The sequence below is a fragment of the Clostridioides sp. ES-S-0005-03 genome (genome assembly GCF_020658455.1).
GTDB lineage: Bacteria > Bacillota > Clostridia > Peptostreptococcales > Peptostreptococcaceae > Clostridioides.
Genome location: NZ_JACVWI010000002.1, coordinates 355,065 through 372,384, shown reverse-complemented (window position 1 = coordinate 372,384; position 17,320 = coordinate 355,065). Strand labels below are relative to the sequence as shown.

Genomic DNA, 17,320 nt, shown 5'->3' with positions numbered 1-17,320 from the left:
TCAAAAACTTCATATAAATATTTGTAATAGAAGCTTTTATATAAAAGGGTGATTATTCTGAAGAAGGAGAATAATCACCCTTTTTATGAATTTATATAGTAACCTAAAAATTGAAAAATACATAAGTTTAACCCCAGTTGTGTCTCCCAAATACCCACTTGTGCTATAAATATTGAACGTAGAATGCCTTAATGCTATTTTGTATTTAAGATAACTCAATTAAAAAAATAGTATATTTGTTGGAGTAATTATATAAATGTTGATTTATATAATTATCTTAAAGTCATATGGAATGTACATGTATATGATTAAAACTATAAAAAATAAAACAGTTATATTCTAAGGAGGGTAAAATGGGTATTTTACAAATAAAAAACCTAACTAAAATATATGGAAAAGATGAAACAGAAGTTAAGGCATTAAATAATATAAATATAAAAATAAACAAAGGTGAATTTGTTGCAATAATAGGCAAGAGTGGAAGTGGAAAGAGTACATTATTACATATAATGGCTGGTCTTGAAACTTCAACAAGTGGACATGTAATTATAGAAGATATAAATATCTCATCTCTTAATGAAAAACAACAATCTATTTTACGGAGAGAAAAAATAGGTTTAATATTTCAATCATACAATCTAATTCCTGCTTTAACAGTTGAGGAAAACATAAAATTACCAACAATAAAAATGATAATTATGTTGATGAATTAATGCTATTACTAAGTATAAATGATAGAAAAGAACATCTACCACATCAACTATCTGGTGGACAGCAACAAAGAGTAGCAATAGCAAGAGCACTTATAAACAAACCATCAATAATATTAGCAGATGAACCTACTGGTAATCTAGACACTAAAAGTGAATCTGAGGTTTTAAATTTGCTAAAAAAATCTCAGAAAAAATACAATCAGACAATAATAATGATAACTCACAACATGAATATTGCTAAGTATGCAAACAAAGTGATAAAAATAGAAGATGGAGTTATAAGAGAGTAGATGTAGCTATGGACCTAAAAAAACTAGCAAGAAAATATATGATAGGAGATAAGAAAAATACATTATTAATAGTTATAAGTATTGTAATTTCAACTGCATTATTTTTAGTAATGAATATAATAAGTGAAGATGTTAGAAATTTAATGATAAATCAATCTAAAAAAGAGTTAGGTACAAAGGATGTTATATACTTTGAACCATCACCATAATAATATCAGTATTAAAACCACTATATTACAAAATACAGTAAGTTATGATAAAAAAACTTTAAAAGAGATAGAAAATATAAATGGTGTTAAAAAAGTAAATGCTCATAGAAATAAATACTTTATCACGATGAATAGTATCGAGAATATAAATAAAAAATCAAAATATTGGAAGAAAAATAAAGATGCAATAGAACAGAATATCCATATTGAAAATGGAAAAAAGATAATGCCAAGTTTTATTGAGGTTTTAGAAGTTGAAGATAACGATATATTAAACAAGGTATTAATAGAATGTAAAGGAAATTTAAGTAAATTTTAACAAGTAGTTGTATAGTTATGAATCTTAACTGATTAAATAAAAACTAGGGAGTATTCTCTAGCTTTTATTTTAAAGTGGAAGACTAAAGATGCAAAGTAAGAGGCCAAAGATACTAAAAAATTAATTTAAATTACAACAAAGTGCCTATATTTGAATAATAAATCCAAAATAGGCACTTTAAAATTATTGTAACCAGAATGGCATATCTACAAATGGAGTAAATTCATCAAATAAGTCCAAATAATCTTGGGCTTTTTGTGGTTCATTACATTTTGCTAGACCATTTTCAATAGTTTCAATAATGTTAACTTCTTTTGTTATTAGCTTTGCCCATATTTCTTTGGAAGCATCAATTGAAATATCAGCTTCTATATCACTATCTTGACCATGTATTTCAATAATTCCTCTACGTAACTCTAAATTAAATACTTCATTAGTATCAGTTACACATGCTAGTAGTGTTATATGAACAGCAGAACTTTTAGGACCATTTAGCTTAACTTTGAAAGATTCAAACATAGCTTTAGATGTTAGACCTATAAATGAATTTGAAAAAGGAGGGAATCCTGCATTGACTCCACCTTGTTTTACTATCTGTTCAAAAGTTCCATCTAATGCCATTGCACTAGTTAGATACCAATTACGCCAAGTGGCATTCTCTGTTTGATATCCAAGCATACGAACAGCAGATGCCTTAAGGCTTCTAGCTTCCATATCGTTATTATTTATACGGATAGGATAATTTAATATTTCTGCAGCCCATTCATAATCTTTTTCATCGATAGCCTTTTTAGCTTCAGTTAATATTACTTCACGACCACCCATAATTTTTATATATTTTTTAGCTGCATCTTTAGGATAAATAGGATTTAATTTACTTGCTTCACCATTAAACCAGCCTATATATTGGTCATAAACACCTTTAATGCCTTGTTTAAAAGTTCCATAAAATTCACCTAAACGTTCTCTTTGAAATAGATGCGGGGGAAGTTGTCCTAATTCATTTATTGCATAATCAGGAGTATATCCCATATTTATAAGTCTAACTGTTTGGTCATGAGTATACTGTATAGCATCTCTATAGTCTGTTAGAAGAGAAGTACATTCATCTTTACCATGTAGTGGTCTCATATGAGTTCCAACTAAATAATGTGGTTGATAATTACGAATTTTATCAATTCCTGCATACCATTTCTTAGCATCGCGAACAGTACCTCTAACAGTATATATGTTAGGAAATATTTCGCCTTGAACAGCATCTCCAACAAACATTATCTTTTCTTTAGGTAAAAATACACATACAGCATCTTCAGTTTCAGCCTCACAGTGGAATAACTCTAAATCAACACCTGATATAGTAATTTTCAATCCATTTTCAACAGATACAAATGTGTTTGGTGTAATAAATTTATTAGAACCTTTAGATAAAACAGGTCCACAACCTAAGTTAACATAGCCATGTTCTCCTTTGGGAAGTATAGAACCATACATCCAAACAGCTCTTCCCATTCTAATATCTAGTAGTTCCCCACTAGCTTGAGAGAAATGTTTTATAAATGTTTCATCGACAATAACTAAAACTTCTTTATTTTGGCTTTGTTCTTGACTTACACAGACACTCATACCGCCCCAATGGTCACCATGATTATGAGAAACTATGACTGCTTTGACTGGTTTATCAGTGATTTTACGAAAGCCCTTCATTATTTCTTCCATCATTTCTATAGTTTCAGCTGGGTCTATGATTATAATGCCATCAGTTCCTTCAATCATAACTGGATAAGATAATCCAAATCCAACAGCACTATATACATTTTCACCTGTTTTATAAATTTTTTGTTCCATTGTTTTAGAATGTTCTGTCAATCTAGGATTAACAAACTTCGATTTTTCAGTATAAGCGAAATTACTCATAGACATAACTCCTTTTAAATATTAAAAATTTTATTAGTTTACTCTAGTAACAACAGGAGGTAACCATTTACCACAAATAGCATCTATCAAGTGTTAGGTACTTCTATTATTACAGGTTCTTTACGTAAGTCAAGCCAAGCTGTTGAGTATGTAGTATCATTGTTTGGTGCTGGTATAAACGATGTTTGTGGTGATGCTACAGTGGCAGTATGAGCAAATTCATTAAAATTTGTTAATTTAGTTTGGGGATTCATAATCTGTGTATATAGCAATTCATACATACCTACTATTGGATATCCATATATATAAGTATTTTTAACTATTTTAAGTAAATCATTCTTATTCATTGAGAATTCCTCCTTTAAAATAACCTTACTATGTTCCATGAACATGTTATTATTACAAACAACATAACAGCATTATAAGCAATGATTAATTTTGCCTTACTTATTTTTTTATTAATAGCAGTACCTAACAACCCACCTAAAACTGCAGCAAGTATTATGCATAATAACATTGATATATCAAGACCTAAAGGAATAGAGTTTGAAATTAATAGAGTTATTATTTTTGAAGCTTGAGAGAATAGTATCAGTATTATTGAGTTAACAGATGCGTTCTTTAAATCCATCGAGAAAAACAACGTCAGGGCTGTTATGTTTATAGGACCACCACCTATTCCTAAAAAAGATGAAATCATTCCTAAAGTATATCCAAGTAAAATTATAAATATACGATTCTTTATATGGAATTGTTTTTTATTAGGTAGATTTATGTATATTAATATAGATATTAATAAAGTAAAAAGAAGTCCATTCTGAATTATTTTTACAAGTTTATCTTTGTTAATAAATTCAACTATAAATTCAAATATTTCAGTACCAATTAAACCTCCTAAAATTGCTCCACTTCCAAGCAATATAGTTGTTGGTTTTTCAAATTTAGTTTTATATCTAATATGTTTAATAACAGCTGAACAAGACATAGTAAATACGGCACAAGTTGATAAAAAACTTATAACTGAAGCATCTAGTGTAGTTACTGCATCTAACACTGGTTTTATAATAACTCCTCCACCAAGTCCAGAAATTGCTCCTACAATAGATGCAATAAATCCTACGATGAAAAATATCATATGTGTTTCTCCTATCCTAAAGTTTTATGCTAATTTTATTAATAGTAAGTATGCCCTAAAACAGTAAAATAATTTATTTTTAATAAGGGTTAAATTTGAAATAATTCATATATTTTTACAAATACTATTATCTATAATGAAATATAAAACTATGTAATATTAATAGTAGAAAATAAAAAAGGATTATATAAAAAATAGGATATAAAAACTTAATATTATCATTAGTAATAAATTAAACTTAAAAATAGTAATGGTTGTATAAAAAATAATTGACTTGTTAAAAGAAAATATAGAAAATTCTATATCAAATAAGATTACAGTATGTATGGTTGCAGTTAAAAATTAATTATAATATTTATGATAGTTTTGTAAAATAATATATGCACTTAGATATAAAAGAAAATTATTTAAATAGTAATTTTACTTTAGAGTAGCCATATTCAAGTATATTTATATATTTAGAGGCTTTTTATAGAATCATAAGAAGACGAATTTTAAGTATATTTGTGTAAATATAAATTATAATAAGATATAAGTATTAGTGTAGAATAGTTATAATAATATAGGCTATTAAAATATAAACTTGGAGAGTTGATGAAAATTGTATGAAAAAGAAAATATTGTTTTTAGGAATTATTTGTATATCTATAATTTTACTAAGTAATTATACTTATTCCCAAAAGAAGCAACTATCTGAGGAAGAAAAGATAGATGACTTTAAATATGTATATAATGTTATAAAAACAGGGTATCCTTACTTGGATGTAAATAAGAGACTTAATCATATTGACTGGTTAGAAAATAAGGACAAATATATAAAAAGAATTAAAAAGACTGAAAGTGATGAAGAGTTTATAGAAGAAGTATCCTCTATATTATCAGAATTAAACAATAAACATACTGAATTAATAGATAACAAAAACAGATATGAACTTTTTAAAAAATCATACTCTAATAATAATTGGTATGACTTTATTAATGACAAAAAAGTTGTAGATAGATATAATTCTATAAATACTAAAATAAAAATACCAAATGATATTTTTGTAAAAAAAGAACTGATTTTAGAAGATATAATTAAAGGTAAGGTTGGATACATGTATTTACCATCAATGTCACCACAAAATGGGTCAATGGATAAGGATTTAAAAATGATAGGAGATTATGTTAATACTTTAGAAAAATATCAAACTCTAATTATTGATATAAGAGGAAATTCAGGCGGAAGTGATAGGTATTGGAAAGGAATTGTATCTAAACTTATAAAAAATAATATAAAAATAGAGGGTTATAGACTCTATAGAAATAATAATAAAATAGTTAAAAAATACACCAATGCAAGAAATATAAAGTTAGAGCCTATAGAAAACCTACCAGTAGGTGTAAAGAAAAATGCACCAAAGGAAACTTTAAAAAATTTTAGTGATTTTGAAAAAACTTCTTATACCATAAATACTAATAATGATTTGGAATTTAAAGGTAATATATACTTACTTGTAGATGAAAAAGTATATTCATCATCAGAGTCGTTTTCTATGTTTTGTAAAGAGACTAAGTTTGCAACTTTAGTAGGAGAAACTACTGGAGGTGATGGTGGAGGAATAGACCCTGTGTTGTTTGAGTTAAAAAATAGTGGTTTAATAGTTAGAATGTCAAGTTGTATGTATTTAAACAAAGACGGAATATGCGATGAAGAATTTAAAACTATTCCTGAGTTTAAAGTAAAAGACTGTAAAAGAACAACAAATTTTAAAGATGATAACAGTATAAAAAAGGTATTAAAGCTTGAAAATATCAATTATTAAATAACAATTAAATGTTGCTGGATATTATTTTAGAGATTTATCTTTAGCATTAAAAATTATAGAAAAATTGTAAAAAAGTAACTCAAAATGATTTTAAATGATTTTGAGTTACTTTTTTATGTAAGTTTTGAAGTTTTTTATAAGATTTATTTGTCCTTTTAAAATTTGATTGGAACCTCTATACAAAGATTATAATAATTTCAATAGAGCATTAAAAAGCAATAAAATATAATAAATAGCAATAAAATACAAAATAAATTTGACTTTTTTATATTCTTAAACTAATATATTATTATTATCAAATGAAAGGTAAGTGTAGTTATGGAGGAAAAGTTTTATACAATAGACCAAGTTGCGAATATTTTAGAAATGCATCATAAAACAATAAGAAAGTTTATAAAAGATGGGAAATTAAAAGCTAATAAAGTCGGTAAGCAGTGGAGAGTATCACAAGAGGATTTAAATAGTTTTATGGATGTAAAGAGTGAAAATGAAGATAAGGGTATAGAATTTAGGTTAAATGCATCTGAAAACTTAGCGAGCATCCCAAAAGTTAATGTATCTACAGTAGTTGAGATAAATAATATATCTAATAATGAATATTCACGTTTATCAAATTTGCTTTTGGCACTTACAAATAATCCAACTTCAATATCAAGTGGTTCTACCATTAATTTGAAGTATGCTGAAAATGAAAATAGGCTTAGGGTTATGTTATGGGGAGATATAAAGTTTATTGAGGAAATGTTAAGCTCTATATCTTTATTAATAGAAAATATTTAAAGTAGAAATGAGGAATTAAAATGAATTACGATATAAGAGAACAAAAGGATAAAAAATATATTTTTGTAGATAGCAAATTTAGTAATGAAGAAGAAATCATGGATATTATATCACTGTGTATGGAACATGGTACAGATTATTTGATGTTGAGTAAGAATTCACTTACAGATGATTTTTTTAATTTAAAGACAGGTTTGGCAGGTATTACAATACAAAAATTTATAAATTATAGGATACAAGTTGCTGCAATTGTTGATGATAAAAATAGGATAAATAAAAGATTTTCAGAACTAATGTTAGAGTTAAATAAATCAAATAATTTTAGACTATTTGATAATTTTGAGGATGCTAAAAATTATATTTTAAATCTAAAATGACGGAGATTAATAAAATAAATAATATAAGTAAGGCATTTAGAAGTATTGAATATAAAAATAAAATACATATATATGATGATTATTTAATAAGTAAATGATATTTTCAGAATTAAGAAATTAATATAAATACAAACTTAAGAAACATATTTATTAATAACCTTTCTATGTTACAAAAGTGTAATACTGGTAGATAAAATGTAATATTTACATAAGGATTTAACCGTACAAAACCTTTAAAATAAAGATATACTAAGAAATGAACAAGTGGAGGTTATTAATTATGAAAGAAATATTAAAAATAAAGAATATATCAAAAGATTATGGTATAAAAGGATTTAAGACAAATGTACTAAAAAGTATATCTCTTACAGTTAATGAAGGTGATTTTATAGCAATAATGGGGCCATCAGGTGCAGGAAAAACAACATTACTTAATCTAATGTCTACACTTGACAAACAAACCTCAGGAGAAATAATACTCGATGGAATTAACATATCTAAAGTAAAAAATAATGAACTATCAAAATTAAGAAGAGAGAAAATAGGATTTATATTTCAAGACTATAACTTATTAGATAATATGACACTCATGAATAATATAGCACTTCCTCTGGCATTAGGGAAAAAGAAAAGTAAAGAAATTGAAGGTAAGGTATTTTCGATAGCCAAAAAATTTGGATTAGAAAATCATTTAGATAAATATCCATACCAATTATCAGGAGGACAAAAGCAAAGAGGTGCAGCAGCGAGGTCACTAATTACAAATCCAGCAGTAGTATTTGCTGATGAGCCAACAGGTGCTTTAGATTCTAAATCAGCTTATGAACTTTTAAACTCATTAGAAAGAATAAATAAAGAGAATAATGCTACTATTATAATGATTACACATGACCCTCTAACAGCAAGTTATTCAAATGAAGTATATATGATAAATGATGGAACTATAAAGTGTAAATTGAACAAAGGAAGTAGTAGAAAAGAATTTTATGGAAAGATTATGGATATGTTGGCCTCTATGGGAGGTGAAATGTAAGTGAGTGTACTTGGAATTGCTTATAATAATTTTAAAAGTAATATAAGAACTTATCTGGCATTTTTTATATCTATGGTCTTTTCAGTAGTTGTACTGACTAATTTTGAATTACTAAGATATGGTGATGCCATAAATGTATTGCAAGGGGAAAATCAGAAATTCACATTATCAGTGTTAATATCTGTAATAATAATATTGTCAGTATTTTTATTTTTCTTTATATGGTATGCGACAAATATATTCTTTAAAAATAGGTCAAAAGAAATAGGTATACTATCTTTTATGGGGTTGGATTTATATACTATAGGAAAAATATATTTTGTAGAAAATATGCTTATAGGAATAAGCTCTTGTATCACAGGAATACTTATAGGGATAATAACATCTAGATTTTTCCAGGTAGTAATAATAAAATTATCAGGATTTGATATAAATGTATCCAATGGGTTTAGTATCAAAGCTATAATGTATGCCAGTTTGATATTTATTTCTATATTTATGATAATGACTATAAAAGGTTTTGTAACAATATGTAGGAGTAGTGTAATAAACCTAATTAACACATCTAAGAAGCAAGACAAAATACCAAAAGTAGGAATAGGATTATACATATTAGCCATAATATCAATTTTAGTATTAGGATATGGTTATTATCTTTCTATGGATATACGCTCTGGAAACATAGCTAGTGTAATACCAGTTATAGTGATAATAATAATAGGTACTTATGGTTTATTTAAATCAGTTATGCCTGTTGTATTTCATATGATAATGAAAAATAAAAAGGTATTATTCAATGGAAATAATATAATTTCTATAAACAATATAAATTATAGATTAAATAAAAACTATAAAACTTACTCTATAATAGCTATAATTATAACGACTACAATATCAACCCTTGGTACATCAGTTGCCATAAAACATATACAACAAAATGCTCAAGAACAGAGGAATGTATATACTGTTAGTATAGTTTCAACAGATAAAAATGAAGTAGATAGAACACAAATAGAAGATATAATAAAAGATACTAATAGTATAAGATATTCAGTAAATCCAGAACTAATAGCTTTAGAAAATCCAGATAGCAAAGATGATTATGATAAATTAAATATAATAATGAAATACAGTGATTTTTACAATATTCTCAAAGTAAATGGAAATGAGAAGGAATTAAAAGAGTATGGCGAAAAATTAGTTGAAGGAAATAATGTAATGCAGTTAAAAAGTCCTCAAACGATATTAACATTAGCTAAAAAAGAAACTAGTGTGAACATTGATGGACAAGTATATAATATTACAAAAGGGGAAATGAAAGTACCAGTATTGGGAACAGGGATTAATGACAGCATTATAGTAGTAAATGATAACATCTACTCTAAGTTAAAAGACAAAGGAGAACAAATATATTTTTATGGAGCGAAAGTATCTGAGGAAGAAAATAGCCAAAAGATGTTCGATAATATTGAAAAAAATTTAAGTATGAAAAGTGGCTACATGAGAAATGGATATAAAGCTCAAAACGAAAGTCAATGGATGAAATTTGCATATGTAGTGCTTGTATTTTTATTTTTAGTATTTACGCTTGTGGCTGGAAGCATAATATACATGAAAATATATAGTGATGCTTATGAAGATAGAGATAAATATAAAACTTTATTGAAGATAGGAACTACAGAAAAAGAAATAAATAAAGCTGTCTTTAAAGAAGTAGCTATATTTTACACTTTACCAATGTTAAGTGCAACAATATCAAGTTACTTTGCATTAAGACTAGCAGGCAGTTTACTAATGGCTGATTTATTTAGTATATATATATTAAGCTTAGTAATATGCTTAATAATCTTCATAATATATGGAGCAGTATCTATTAATAAGTTTAAGAAGGTAATATACGAAAATTAATCAACAAATTTATTAAAACAAAGAGACTCTTACAATAAGAGTCTCTTATTAATTAGGTTTGAGCCGTTTGACTAATAAATGTATACAAAATATAATATGATAGAGATAATTTATATTATAATAAAATATTAAAATAATGGAGATTGCATAAATGTATAAAATTTTATTAATAGAAGATGATATTGATTTATCAAAAGAAATTGCTTTGGCGTTAGAACGATGGGGATTTAAAGTAGAAGTAATTGATAATTTTGAACTGATTTTAGAAGAATTTATAGATAAAAAACCAGATGTAGTACTTTTGGATGTTAATTTACCACTGTATAATGGATTTTACTGGTGCGAGAAAATAAGGGGTGTTTCAAATGTTCCAATCATATTCCTTTCATCAAGAGATTCTGATATGGATTTAATAATGGGAATAAATAATGGAGGAGATGATTATATTACAAAACCATTTTCTATAGATATCTTAGTTACCAAAATAAATGGGATAATAAGAAGAGCTTATAATTATAGCGACTCTAATAGTATTCTATACTACAAAGATTTAATGTTTGATGTAGGAAAAGGAATTATAAAACACAAGTACAAGGAAAAAGATATAGAATTGACTAAAAACGAAATAAAAATTTTAAACTTATTATTAAAAAATAAAAATAAAGTTGTATCAAGAGAAAGTCTAATGATGACTTTATGGGATAATGATGAATTTGTTACAGATAATGCTCTTACTGTAAATATAAATAGATTGAGAAGTAAGGTTAAAGAGTTAGGTGTTGATGATTTTATAAAAACTAAAAAGGGAATAGGATATATAATATAATGATAGTAAAATATTTAAAAGACAGATTCAAGTATATTGTGCTTTTTTTTATTATCATTAGTATAATAAATATTTACTTATTTGCTATAAATATATTTGATAATCAATATGCAGAGTTAGTATACTTAGATTTTCTAGCTTTACTCATAATAATAGTATTTTTTGTTGTAGATTATATAAACTTTAAAAATAGCTATAAAGATTTATGTAAGTGTCTAGAAAATAATGATGATATAGACAACTACTTGATTAGTGGACAATCCTTTGAAGCAAATATCATGAGAGAGATTATTGAAAATTTGAAATCAAAGAATAATGATGATACAAAAAATTACAAACAATCTCTAAAAGAATTAGATGAATACATAGCTAAATGGGTTCATGAAATAAAGATTCCAATATCATCTTTGAGTATAATTACAGATAGATTAAATAATATAGAAGATAGTATAGATGTCAAGAATCAAATTGCAAAAATAAACTTTTTAGTAAATTCTATTTTATATAGTAGTAGAAGTAATAGTATGTTTGAGGACATATTTATGAATAAAGTTAATTTAGAAAAATTAATAAAATCCTCTATAAAGAATAACTCGTTTTTACTCATAAAAAACAATATTGAAGTTAGTTTAAACAATTTAAATTACATCGTTTACACTGATTCTAAATGTATAGCCTATATTTTAGACCAAATTATTAATAATGCTATAAAATACTCAAAAGAAGTTGGTAAAATTGAATTTAATGCAAAGCCATTAGAAAACGGAGTAGTGTTATCTATAAAGGATTATGGTATAGGTATAAATGAAGAGGATATATGTAGAGTTTTTAATAGAGGATTTACAGGAACAAATGGAAGAAATAGATTGTATAAGTCTACTGGAATGGGATTATACTTTGCAAAAAAGATGATAGATAACTTAGGTCATAAGATTGATGTATACTCAGAAAATGGTGTTTATACAATTTTTAATATTCATTTTTATAATATATCTGATTATTTAAATCTAAATAATTAAATGAATAGATTGAGTGTATCTACTTTAAATCTAAAAAATATAGTAGTATTTTTACTGTAGAATATAATTTGAAATAGTATTACGAATCAAAAAGCAGGGAGATTATCTACCTGTTTTTGATTCATAATACTATTTATAAAAATTATTATCTCTAAGAACTTGAGCACGTATACGGTTAATTAAAAACTGTTTTAATTTAGTTAAGCAGAAAAATAAAATAGCTCTATTTTCAAATTCTGTTCTATCAACAGGTAGAGGTTGATTTTGCATACTAAGCATTAACCTGCCCAATTCTTCAAGAAGAAGATTTCCTGTTTCGGCTTCAAATTCAGTATAACCTATCTTATGTATGAAAGCAGATAGAATATGAGCTTGTGGTGGAGTAGAGTCTAGTTGAGATATATAACTATACAAGTCTTCTAAGATATCCCGTTGGCTTTTTATAATATCCATATGTTCTAAGAAAAATTTAGTATCACTTAATAAAGTATTATTAATATTATCATAAGTTTCAGAAATACTACTATCAATAAGTGAATTTAAGGTATATAAATCTCTACTGAACCTATTTTCTTTTTTAGGATTTACAATAATATTGGCAATATCTATAAGCACAATACTCACTTCTTCTTGTAACTTTTTTTGGACTTCATAGATTTTATGTATATTTGTTGGAATATACATATTTATTATGACACCTATTCCAGTACCTATTGCAAATATTCCAGCTTCATTTAAAATCCATTTAATAGATGTTTCTCCTTGTAGGAAGTAATGGGATGCAATTACTACACACATGGCAATAACATCTTGAATTTTTAATAAAAAACAAAGTGGTATAATTATGAATATAAATATTGAAAATGAAGTCAAATTATATCCTAAAATATTAAAACATAAATAGGAAAAAATAGTACATAAAAGAAAACCATAAACCTTTCCAATAGAACCCTTAAGCGTTTCTTTTTTAGTGTCTTTTACTGTAAGTAGTACTATAACTCCAGCTACCATAGAGTATTCTAATTTTAACAGCCAAGCAATAGATATAGCAAGAGAGCATCCAAGAGATAATTTTATTACTTTAAGTGAATTAATATTATTCAAATATAAACCTCCTGTAAACAACTATAATAAAGATAATTTTAACATAAAACTAATAGGGTTTGAAATGTAATTAATTATACTTAATTATTTTATTGCCCTATTTAGCTAAATACAATCAGTATATTTTTATTTTATGAAAGTTTTTTGTATACATTATTTGCCAGTGTAAAATCTCCTACATTTGCTTGAGTTAAAAATATTAACAAAAATGATGTAATAATTGTTGCTTTTGATGATTTGCTAATAATACCAATAAATAGCGCTATAAAGCTCATACTGACAAGTACAACTGACTTTAAAATATTATTATGTTGATTATAAGTATAGTATGTTCATAAGAATATTAGAAATGCAAGAAAACTGGTATACATCATGATGATATTTTTTTTATTTCATATCATAATAACAAATAAAAATAGTTGTAGCAAATGAAAATAGTCAAAAATGTATATACTATTATTAATAAAAAATAAAATTATATAATTAATATGATTTTATAATTGGTTTGGTATGGTGATTTTTAACTTTTATGTTATACTATTTATAAAAGTAAGTATAAAGATAAAAATACATAATTAAATATGTATAAGAAGTTTTAAATAGCCTTATTAATGAACTTAATTATTGTTCATAATGACAAATTGGAGGAGATAAACATGAAAATCACTGAAGGATACATGCCTTTTGAAGGTTTTAAAACCTATTACCGTATAGTGGGAGAAGCTACAGAAGGAAAGAAACCATTAGTACTACTTCACGGAGGTCCAGGTTCTACACATAACTATTTTGAAGTATTGGACAAGATAGCTGAAAGTGGAAGACAAGTTATAATGTATGACCAAATTGGTTGTGGTAATTCATTTGTAGAAGGGCATCCTGAGTTATTTAATGCAGACACTTGGATAAAAGAACTTATAGAACTAAGAAAACATCTAGGGCTTGATGAAATACATCTATTAGGTCAGTCTTGGGGAGGTATGCAGGCTATTTGGTATGCTATTGAATATAAACCAAAGGGTATCAAGTCGTACATTCTTTCATCTACTCTTTCTTCTGCAAAACTTTGGGAAAAAGAACAAAAAAGAAGAATATCATATATGAGTGAAGCTGACCAAAAAGCGTTACTTGATGCAGTAAATACTGGAGATTACTCTAGTAAAGAATATAATGATGCATTAGAGAAGTTTATGGAGATGTATTGTGCAGGGGAAGTAACTGAAGATTCTCCTGAATGTTTAAGAAGACCTAAAAAGTCTGGTTCTGAAGCATATATTGTAGGATGGGGATATAATGAATTTTCTCCTACAGGTACTCTTTCTGGATATGAGTTTACAGATAGATTACATGAAATAAAGGAACCTTGTTTAGTAACTAGTGGAGCGATAGATTTGTGTTCACCATATATTGCAAAGACTATGTATGATAGGATACCTAATAGTAAATGGGAACTATTTGAATATTCAAGACATATGCCATTTGTTGAAGAAAATGATAAATATATAGAAGTTCTAACTAAATGGTTAAATGAAAATGATTAAGCTTATATAAATTTATAAAAGAGATTAAACTGATTGTTTAATCTCTTTTTTTATTATTTTATTATAAAGTAGATTATTTTTTATATGTGATAAATTTTGAATAAGAATAATATGAACAATTGTAAAAAGTTTAAAAGTATTTAAAGAGAAAAAAAGTCTTAAAACCTCAATAAATCATACAAATCATTAAAAAACTACTATAATTAACATATAATAACAGAATTTAAAAACACTTAGTTTTATGACATTTTAGAAATTTTTTTTAAAATTGGTATAATTATTCTGTTTAAACTTGCTTAAAAAGTATATTTATTATAATAAGAAACAATTATATAAATAGGAATAGATTATTATATTAATATATAAATAAAAATAACTATAGAAGGAAAGGCATATTATGGAAAAGTCAAAAGTTATTGAAATGATAAAAAATAATCCTAATATTATAGCAACTATAAATAATCCAACTGATGAGATGAAACTATTAGCTATCAAAGAAAATGGACTTGTACTAGAATATATAAATAATCCAACTAAAGAGATGCAAGAATTAGCAATTGATAACAATATTAGAGCAATTAAATTTATAAATGACCCAACAGAAGATATGATGATAAAAGCAGTAAATGATGGATGGAGTATATTAGACTATATAAAAAATCCAACTGATAAAGTGATTAAATTAGCTATAAATCAAGCAGGGTGGGCTATTAAATATTCTAAAAATCCAAGTGAAGAGTTACAATTATTAGCAGTAAGAAAAAATTATGATTCGATAAAGTTTATAAAACAACCTTATGAAAGTGTACAAGAAGAAGCAGTAAAAATAAGTTATGATGCATTAAGATATATAGATTTTCCTAGTTATAATACAGAACTTATAGCTATTAAGAATAATGAGGCAGCTATTAACTTTATAACTAATTTAGATAAGAATAAAATATTAGAATTCCTAAAAGTAAATATTTTAGTGATTAAGTATATTGTAAAGAAAATATCTAAAGAGGAATTAGAAGAAGTATTAAAAGAAGTACTATCAAAAGAAGATGTTGAAGAAAAGTATATTAGAGATTTTTTAAATTGTAATATTATAGATAGAAACAGTGACTATATAGCAATAGACAAAATGATGTTTATTTACAAATATGGAAGTAAAACAGCAAAAAAAATAGCTGTAGACGAAAAATTGAAAATTATGTAGGAGAGAGAAAAAATGAATTTTATAGATACATTAAAAAGCGTTGACTTAATATTATCCACTGGAGAAGTACCTCTAATAGTTGGTGAAAGTGGGATAGGAAAAACAGCTCTAGCAAAAAAACTTGCTAAAGACAATAATTGGAGTTTGATTGTAATTGATGGAAATCTACTTAAAGAGGGTGAAATAGGAGGTCTTCCAACTATAGAATCTTATGTAGGAATTAATTCTAATGGATATAAGACAGAAAAGAAAACTACAGTATATGCTGTTCATAATAAATTAAGAGAAATTGATGAAGAAATATCTAAAGGAAAAACAGTTCTTTTATTTATAGATGAGATAAATCGTTGTGAGCATACTGTACAACAAGAACTTATGAATCTAATTTTAAATAGAGAGATTAATGGATATAAGTTACATGATGATGTAAAGATTTTAGCAGCAATGAATCCATCAAGTAAATATGGTTCAGATTTCGATTATCAAGTTGTAGATATGGATTCAGCTCAAGAAAATAGATTTGTTTGGTTAAATATGGAGAGTGACCATACACAATGGTTGAAATGGGCAATAGATGAAGGAATTGAAAAAAAGATTATAGAGTTTATTTCAACTTTCCCAGAATATCTGCATAAAACAAATGAAGATGATGTAAGAGCAACTCCGAGAAGTTATGAGAGAGTTTCTAAAATTTATAAAGTTTATAAGGACAAAAAGAAAGAAATTCCTAGAACAGTATTTCTAAATGTTATAAAGGGGAATGTAGGTAAGGTTATAGCAGAAGAGTTTATAAGTTTTATTGAATCAGATTCTAGTCCATTGATATCTTATGAAGATGTTTTTTTAGGTGATACTATTGATGAACATCTTGTAGAAAGAGTAAAAAATGAAAGTCATACAAGACTTTATTTATCAGCGATAAATATTCTAAAAAACTTAGAATTAAATATGAAAAATGATGAGTATGAATCAAAATATTATATTGATAGATTTATTGAGTTCTTAAAAATATATCCTATAGATTTAATGATAGGAATTATGAAGGATATTAGAAATAGCTATATTGAAGTGTATAAAAAAGCTATAGAAAATGAAGAGTTTGTAAAATCTTACTTTGAGTCATATCGTTTAATAAGGGGATAATAT

General features: G+C 25.9%; 16 protein-coding genes and 1 pseudogene. 13 read left to right on the top strand and 4 right to left on the bottom strand.

Annotated features, from left to right (window positions below):
- Positions 1 to 353: 353 nt before the first annotated feature.
- The 3 genes and pseudogenes from IC218_RS10760 to IC218_RS10750 all read left to right on the top strand — a co-directional run bounded on the left by IC218_RS10760 (position 354) and on the right by IC218_RS10750 (position 1,531).
- Positions 354 to 1,003 (top strand): annotated as a pseudogene (locus IC218_RS10760) (ABC transporter ATP-binding protein).
- A gap of 8 nt (positions 1,004 to 1,011) precedes the next feature.
- Complete coding sequence (locus tag IC218_RS10755) at positions 1,012 to 1,212, top strand: hypothetical protein (protein ID WP_227433874.1); 201 nt, start codon at positions 1,012 to 1,014, stop codon at positions 1,210 to 1,212.
- Positions 1,196 to 1,531, top strand: a complete 336-nt coding sequence (locus IC218_RS10750; protein WP_227433875.1) for a hypothetical protein — start codon at positions 1,196 to 1,198, stop codon at positions 1,529 to 1,531. The genes IC218_RS10755 and IC218_RS10750 overlap by 17 nt, the downstream gene beginning before the upstream one ends.
- A gap of 183 nt (positions 1,532 to 1,714) precedes the next feature.
- On the opposite strand, the gene IC218_RS10745 is transcribed toward IC218_RS10750, so the two are convergent.
- The 3 genes from IC218_RS10745 to IC218_RS10735 all read right to left on the bottom strand — a co-directional run bounded on the left by IC218_RS10745 (position 1,715) and on the right by IC218_RS10735 (position 4,580).
- On the bottom strand, positions 1,715 to 3,445 hold the full coding sequence (locus IC218_RS10745) for an alkyl sulfatase dimerization domain-containing protein (protein ID WP_227824392.1): 1,731 nt from the start codon (positions 3,443 to 3,445) through the stop codon (positions 1,715 to 1,717).
- A gap of 86 nt (positions 3,446 to 3,531) precedes the next feature.
- Positions 3,532 to 3,792, bottom strand: a complete 261-nt coding sequence (locus tag IC218_RS10740) for a DUF1254 domain-containing protein (protein ID WP_227433877.1) — start codon at positions 3,790 to 3,792, stop codon at positions 3,532 to 3,534.
- Between the two features lie 14 nt (positions 3,793 to 3,806).
- Positions 3,807 to 4,580 carry a sulfite exporter TauE/SafE family protein gene (locus tag IC218_RS10735; protein ID WP_227824391.1) on the bottom strand — a complete coding sequence of 258 codons (774 nt, stop codon included), beginning with the start codon at positions 4,578 to 4,580 and terminating at the stop codon, positions 3,807 to 3,809.
- A gap of 605 nt (positions 4,581 to 5,185) precedes the next feature.
- On the opposite strand from IC218_RS10735, the gene IC218_RS10730 reads away from it, so the two are divergent.
- The 7 genes from IC218_RS10730 to IC218_RS10700 all read left to right on the top strand — a co-directional run bounded on the left by IC218_RS10730 (position 5,186) and on the right by IC218_RS10700 (position 12,331).
- Entirely contained in the window at positions 5,186 to 6,385 is a 1,200-nt protein-coding gene (locus IC218_RS10730; RefSeq protein WP_227824390.1) for a S41 family peptidase, read from the top strand.
- A gap of 321 nt (positions 6,386 to 6,706) precedes the next feature.
- Positions 6,707 to 7,168 carry a helix-turn-helix domain-containing protein gene (locus IC218_RS10725; RefSeq protein ID WP_227481975.1) on the top strand — a complete coding sequence of 154 codons (462 nt, stop codon included), beginning with the start codon at positions 6,707 to 6,709 and terminating at the stop codon, positions 7,166 to 7,168.
- 20 nt (positions 7,169 to 7,188) lie between these two features.
- Positions 7,189 to 7,545 carry a DUF4180 domain-containing protein gene (locus tag IC218_RS10720; protein ID WP_227824389.1) on the top strand — a complete coding sequence of 119 codons (357 nt, stop codon included), beginning with the start codon at positions 7,189 to 7,191 and terminating at the stop codon, positions 7,543 to 7,545.
- Positions 7,546 to 7,825: 280 nt separating this feature from the next.
- Complete coding sequence (locus IC218_RS10715; RefSeq protein WP_227433882.1) at positions 7,826 to 8,578, top strand: ABC transporter ATP-binding protein; 753 nt, start codon at positions 7,826 to 7,828, stop codon at positions 8,576 to 8,578.
- Positions 8,579 to 10,486 (top strand): ABC transporter permease, encoded by a 1,908-nt coding sequence (locus tag IC218_RS10710; RefSeq protein ID WP_227824388.1) that lies wholly within the window; start codon positions 8,579 to 8,581, stop codon positions 10,484 to 10,486. It abuts the gene before it with no gap.
- 151 nt (positions 10,487 to 10,637) lie between these two features.
- Positions 10,638 to 11,312: a response regulator transcription factor gene (locus tag IC218_RS10705; protein WP_227433884.1), complete on the top strand. Its 675-nt coding sequence runs from the start codon at positions 10,638 to 10,640 to the stop codon at positions 11,310 to 11,312.
- Positions 11,312 to 12,331 (top strand): sensor histidine kinase, encoded by a 1,020-nt coding sequence (locus IC218_RS10700; protein WP_227824387.1) that lies wholly within the window; start codon positions 11,312 to 11,314, stop codon positions 12,329 to 12,331. The genes IC218_RS10705 and IC218_RS10700 overlap by 1 nt, the downstream gene beginning before the upstream one ends.
- A gap of 129 nt (positions 12,332 to 12,460) precedes the next feature.
- Here the strand turns inward: IC218_RS10700 and IC218_RS10695 are convergent, their stop codons facing one another.
- Positions 12,461 to 13,435 carry an aromatic acid exporter family protein gene (locus IC218_RS10695; RefSeq protein WP_227481978.1) on the bottom strand — a complete coding sequence of 325 codons (975 nt, stop codon included), beginning with the start codon at positions 13,433 to 13,435 and terminating at the stop codon, positions 12,461 to 12,463.
- Between the two features lie 656 nt (positions 13,436 to 14,091).
- On the opposite strand from IC218_RS10695, the gene pepI reads away from it, so the two are divergent.
- The 3 genes from pepI (at position 14,092) to IC218_RS10680 (ending at position 17,317) form a co-directional block, all read left to right on the top strand.
- A complete protein-coding gene (gene pepI, locus IC218_RS10690; RefSeq protein WP_227433887.1) occupies positions 14,092 to 14,973 on the top strand; it encodes a proline iminopeptidase in 882 nt (293 codons plus the stop codon).
- A gap of 397 nt (positions 14,974 to 15,370) precedes the next feature.
- A complete protein-coding gene (locus IC218_RS10685; protein ID WP_227481979.1) occupies positions 15,371 to 16,174 on the top strand; it encodes a hypothetical protein in 804 nt (267 codons plus the stop codon).
- A 12-nt stretch (positions 16,175 to 16,186) separates the two neighbouring features.
- Entirely contained in the window at positions 16,187 to 17,317 is a 1,131-nt protein-coding gene (locus tag IC218_RS10680) for an AAA family ATPase (RefSeq protein WP_227824386.1), read from the top strand.
- The last annotated feature ends 3 nt before the right edge of the window (positions 17,318 to 17,320 follow it).